Here is a 4,674-nt window from a genome sequence, read left to right on the forward strand (position 1 = left end):
CTTCTGTGGACGCGGGCTGCGCTGCATCCGATAAGATAACCGGCACCAAGGTCGTGGTCGCCTGTTTTGCTGGTTCGTCCGATTGGCAAAGCTCCTTGCGCCAGCGGAACAACTGACTGACATGGATACCGGCCGCGCGGGCAATCTCGGAGATAACCGCGTCCGGCTCAAAGCAGGCCGCGACGAGCCGCGCCTTGTCCTCATGTGTCCAGCGCCGACGGCGCTCTACAGATGTGATCACCTCGATGGGATGCTTCGTCATATGACTACTCCTAGCGTTACCACTAGGACTGCCAGTCAGAAGACCGTCATCGCAAGGCGGCCCTCACCGGGGGCTTACGCCGCACCCGTAGACCGTGTCTCTGCACATAAACATCCCGTACTTTCATGCCGATCGCGGCACCAACCCGCGAACGAATAGGTCACCGATCCGATCAATGCCCGATCGCGCTTGCCTCCGATCGTATCGGCCAGAATGCTCTGCAGGAGCTACCGAGTCTCGTTCGGAAACAGGACCAGCGTCTCGCCCTTCCGCGTCGAATACGATGGCCCACGCAAGGCGTGAGCGGGCTTACTCAGCATGACCTGGCCCATCAGAGTGCAGTCGCATAGGCGACGGATCGCAGCAAGGCGCAGCTCGGCAATTTAGGCTGCCACATGCCCCACCTGAATGGCGGCGAGAGCGATCACGCCCTGCCCTTCGTACCAAGTCAGGAACTCGACGGCTGCCGGCTGCATGAGCGGCGCGTGTGGGGATTACGCGTGCTGACCGTGAAGAACTCTGGCAAACGGGCACGGATCTATAGACAATAACGATTGATTGTCGCCAGCTCCGGGCGGACCTCGTTGAGGCCATTCATTTTGGCCGTACCATGACCTTTCAAGCGACAGCCTCGCCACGATATTCGCGAAACCGCTTAATTCCATCGACGGTAACCCTGACCGAGGCGAGGAACGCCATGAAGTTAAGGAGCGGGTTGACATCCGGCTTTACCGCTAAGGTAGCTAGACCAAGGCCGAGACCTATCTCGATAGCCGGATACTCCCACCACTTCCGACGAATTTCACGTACGTAGTATGCGAATCTTGCAAGGCAGAACGCAGAAGCCATGGAAGTACCATAGGCCGCAATTGACCGGTGTTGATATTGATCATGCACAATTTCTATGACCGGCCCCGCAAACATATAGAGTGTCCAGGCAGAAAGTATCATGAACCCTAGCGACAGCAAAACAGCGACCGTGTCGGATGGATCATTGGACCGCTTCGGTTCAGAACGAGACGCAGGTAATGCATCAGAGTCGCTTTTGCCTACATTTTCCGTGTTTGCATCAAATTGAATTGTTGTATTTTTCTTCGGTTCCCAGTCCAAACCGGATTGACCAGCGACCGCCTTGGCATAACCCCGCATAAGCAAGTTACCGCCGTCAGGAAGTTCTATGTACATATGTCCCTCCTATCTGTCATAAGGACATTATCACAGGGATGTCATGTAGTCATAAGATGCCGTGTCATGACGGGTGATGTTGGTGCAGCCAACGGGTTCCTTTCAGGTCGTGCCTCCGAGGGAGGGGCTCTACAGTGCCTTGAGGCCGTGAGGTTGGGGCGGTGCTGGTGGTGGCAGTTCCGGGGTGAGCATGCCTGTGTATATCGCTCTCCGTGAAACTGTGCGCCTTGTGGGCGAGGTGTCACCTTACAGTATCGGACACGGATGCCGGCATATGTGGGCAGCACTTTATGCGTCTGCGCGGCAATCGGGCCTGACGGTGAATGTGGAGAGCTCTTGGGTGGCTGCTGCCGTAGGGAATTTCGGCGGTTCGCGCTAGCGGTCCGCTGGCTATCGCCACCCGCAGCTTTGCCTTGGTAGTGATAGCGGACTACGCTTGCCAATGTCGATTGCACCATGGGCGCAACCGAGCGGGAAGTGTTCCGCACCCTCTTGTGCCGCACCTTCGGCGCGGCGGTGGGGGATTACTGTCCCCAAATCTCCTGTTTCAATTGTGCCCTTTTTAAACTCGCAAAAAATGGCCGTTTTTCCAGACGTACGAAACTAAAGGCCGTCCAAGAAGCTTTCCTCTAATAGCTCCTGCTGCGTCCTCGCAGCTTCGCTGTCTCCCGACCTAACCGCTCTTTTCATTTCTGGGTATGTATATTTGGTTCCATACAGATAAAGTCCTAGTCTTACATCCTGCATAATTTGCAGATCATGAACCAAAGCAACGTAAGTCTGAAGGCTAATTTTTTTAATTCGCACCAAATAATAAAGCGTTATTACATTAAAAAACCCAGCACGAATTGCGAAAAAAAGAAAACGCCCAGTGTATTTACTGGTGTTTTTTAAGTCACTACGAAACCGATATAGACGCTGTTTTGTTGTCATTTGTACCTGCTTAGATCCATCGTCATGCTCATAAGCCGATCGGGATTGGCGCCGCTTACACGTGTTGCGGTGATGGTAAGTCGATCAAACCCTTCGGTCGCAAATTGCTGTGCCATCTGTGACCTGATTTGAGATGTGGCTGCGACGTTGACGGATGTATCTTCTCCCACTTTTTGTACACTGAACTCGCTAATTTCGACTGTTTTGCCTTGTACTGATTTTACACCGCTCACGGCATACGTGTCCCCGTTTGCAGAATACTGGGCTGCAAAGTCTTTACCATCTGTATTAAGGCCCATCTGTGCTCTTTTATCTGCCGTTGCAGCGTCTTTTTGTACATCCTTGTTGTTCAACGTGCCCTTCGCGGCCGTGCCAGCTATCCTGCCGACAACAGTCCCTCCAGCCGCTCCAACGGCCATGTTGAGCATCTGCTGACTGTCGCTTGTGTTTGAAAGCCTATCGTTTGGGCCTGGTGCATTGGCTTCCTTCGTTCCACTGAAGAACGAAATGACGGCGGCGATGCCTAAAGCAATCCCAGCGACAGCATCATCGACACCGAAAAGATGTCCGTTCGGATCACTCTTATTGACTGGATCATTTCCTGCATAAGCATACCGATTAGTACCAACACCTTGTATTGTCGGATCCATCGGGTCGGGTGAGATGAACCGGGCATTAGCCGCCGACCCAAATGACACGGACACCATGCTGCAAACGAGCAGCAGGCTTAACAGCCGGGACAGAAGCCCTCGAGAGGAGAATTTCACGAATAAGCCCCTTCTTCATTCAATTCGTTATCGCGTCTGGCCATCCTGCTGCCGTCAGCCCAAGGCTTCCACAAGGGCAGCGACGGCGATCTTGACCCTGAGTAGGTCATTGTTGGCTTGGAAAGCGCTTGCTTATCGCAGCAACTTGAACAGCAGCTACTGAAGCTGGGCACAGTACCACAACTGCAACGCCAGACGCTAACCTTATTAGCTTTTCTGAATTCAATCAAGGATAACATTAGAATAAGTATAGTCAAGACGCGTTCACGCCATGCCACCGATTTATCAAAAGCGGTAATGCGGCGGTTGATCGAGACAATGCCGGTGAGGTGCATATTCGATAGTAAAACGGCGAACTTCATCAGATAAACTCCTTTAGGTTGCATTATTGAACGTCACGCCAATTATAGAGCGATGACCCAAATCATCGACCAAAACAGCGAAAATCAGGGCGAGAAGACCTCGGCGCCGCCTCTCTGCACTGGGTCCTCCGCTGGTGTTTCCGCGCCGCAGCTGGCGGGTGGCAGCGCCATCCCCTCCCCTGCCGGCGGGGATCACTCCATGACCCACCTCACCCACCTTACCGACCGCGCCCGCGGCTATGTCGAGGCCGCCAGTTCGGCCAACACCCGCCGCGCCTACGCCGCCGACTGGAAACATTTCTCCGCCTGGTGCCGGCGCTCCGGTCTTTCTCCCCTCCCCCCGGCATCCGCAGACCGTCGGCCTCTACATCACCGCCTGCGCGTCCGGCACCAATGAACGCGGTATGAAGGCGAACTCGGTCTCGACCATCGCGCGCCGCCTCTCGTCGCTCTCCTGGAACTATGCCCAGCGTGGCCTTTCCCTCGATCGGAAAGATCGCCATATCGCCACCGTCATGACTGGCATCCGCAAGAGCCATGCCCGCCCACCCGTGCAAAAGGAAGCCGTGTTGGCGGAGGACATTATCGCCATGGTCGAGACGCTGGATCGTGGCACACTCCGTGGCCTGCGCGATCGTGCCATGCTGCTGATCGGCTATGCCGGCGGTCTCAGGCGCTCGGAGATCGTCGGTCTCGATCTGAAGCCGGAGCAGACCGAAGACGGGCGTGGATGGATCGAGATCCTGAACAAGGGGATGCTCGTCACCCTGCGCGGCAAGACGGGATGGCGCGAGGTAGAGATCGGACGCGGTTCCTCCGATGCCACTTGCCCCATCGTGGCCGTCGAGATGTGGATCAAGTTCGCTAAATTGGCGCATGGTCCCCTCTTCCGCAGAGTGACAGGCCAGGGCAGGGCGATCGGCGCCGAGCGATTGAATGACAAGGAAGTGGCCAGGCTGGTGAAGCGGACGGCGATGGCAGCTGGCATTTGTGGCGACCTCAGCGAGATCGAGCGGGCCTTCCGGTTCTCCGGCCATTCGCTGCGCGCCGGCCTCGCCTCCTCGGCCGAGGTCGATGAACGCTATGTGCAGAAACACCTTGGGCACGCGTCAGCTGAGATGACGCGACGGTATCAGCGGCGCAAAGATCGCTTCCGCGTCAACTT

General features: G+C 55.7%; 5 protein-coding genes and 1 pseudogene. 2 read left to right on the top strand and 4 right to left on the bottom strand.

The features are described 5' to 3' along the window. A partial coding sequence (gene tnpA / locus BMX61_RS24020) for an IS66-like element accessory protein TnpA (RefSeq protein WP_139199002.1) occupies positions 1 to 262 on the bottom strand: 262 nt, incomplete at its 3' end. 395 nt (positions 263 to 657) lie between these two features. Between tnpA and BMX61_RS24865 the strand changes: the two genes are divergently transcribed. Beyond that, positions 658 to 813, top strand: coding sequence for a hypothetical protein (locus tag BMX61_RS24865; protein ID WP_170855019.1), 156 nt, complete (start codon positions 658 to 660; stop codon positions 811 to 813). Positions 814 to 880: 67 nt separating this feature from the next. Here BMX61_RS24865 and BMX61_RS24515 read toward each other — a convergent pair whose 3' ends face one another. The 3 genes from BMX61_RS24515 to BMX61_RS24525 form a co-directional block, all read right to left on the bottom strand. Next, positions 881 to 1,447, bottom strand: a complete 567-nt coding sequence (locus BMX61_RS24515) for a hypothetical protein (RefSeq protein ID WP_139199010.1) — start codon at positions 1,445 to 1,447, stop codon at positions 881 to 883. A gap of 929 nt (positions 1,448 to 2,376) precedes the next feature. Then, positions 2,377 to 3,147: an RHS repeat-associated core domain-containing protein gene (locus BMX61_RS24520; RefSeq protein WP_075628017.1), complete on the bottom strand. Its 771-nt coding sequence runs from the start codon at positions 3,145 to 3,147 to the stop codon at positions 2,377 to 2,379. Further along, positions 3,144 to 3,509, bottom strand: a complete 366-nt coding sequence (locus tag BMX61_RS24525; RefSeq protein WP_139199011.1) for a hypothetical protein — start codon at positions 3,507 to 3,509, stop codon at positions 3,144 to 3,146. Before BMX61_RS24525 ends, BMX61_RS24520 begins: the two co-directional genes overlap by 4 nt. A 52-nt stretch (positions 3,510 to 3,561) precedes the next feature. Between BMX61_RS24525 and BMX61_RS24035 the strand changes: the two are divergent. Beyond that, a pseudogene (locus BMX61_RS24035) lies at positions 3,562 to 4,674 on the top strand (site-specific integrase); the annotation flags it as partial.

The sequence above is a fragment of the Xaviernesmea oryzae genome (genome assembly GCF_900109605.1).
Taxonomy (GTDB): Bacteria; Pseudomonadota; Alphaproteobacteria; order Rhizobiales; family Rhizobiaceae; genus Xaviernesmea; species Xaviernesmea oryzae.

Excerpts from the sequence above, each read along its gene's own strand:
- BMX61_RS24865 (WP_170855019.1), top strand. The coding sequence starts at position 658 with ATGCCCCACCTGAATGGCGGCGAGAGCGATCACGCCCTGCCCTTCGTA.
- BMX61_RS24515 (WP_139199010.1), bottom strand. The coding sequence starts at position 1,447 with ATGTACATAGAACTTCCTGACGGCGGTAACTTGCTTATGCGGGGTTAT.
- BMX61_RS24525 (WP_139199011.1), bottom strand. The coding sequence starts at position 3,509 with ATGAAGTTCGCCGTTTTACTATCGAATATGCACCTCACCGGCATTGTC.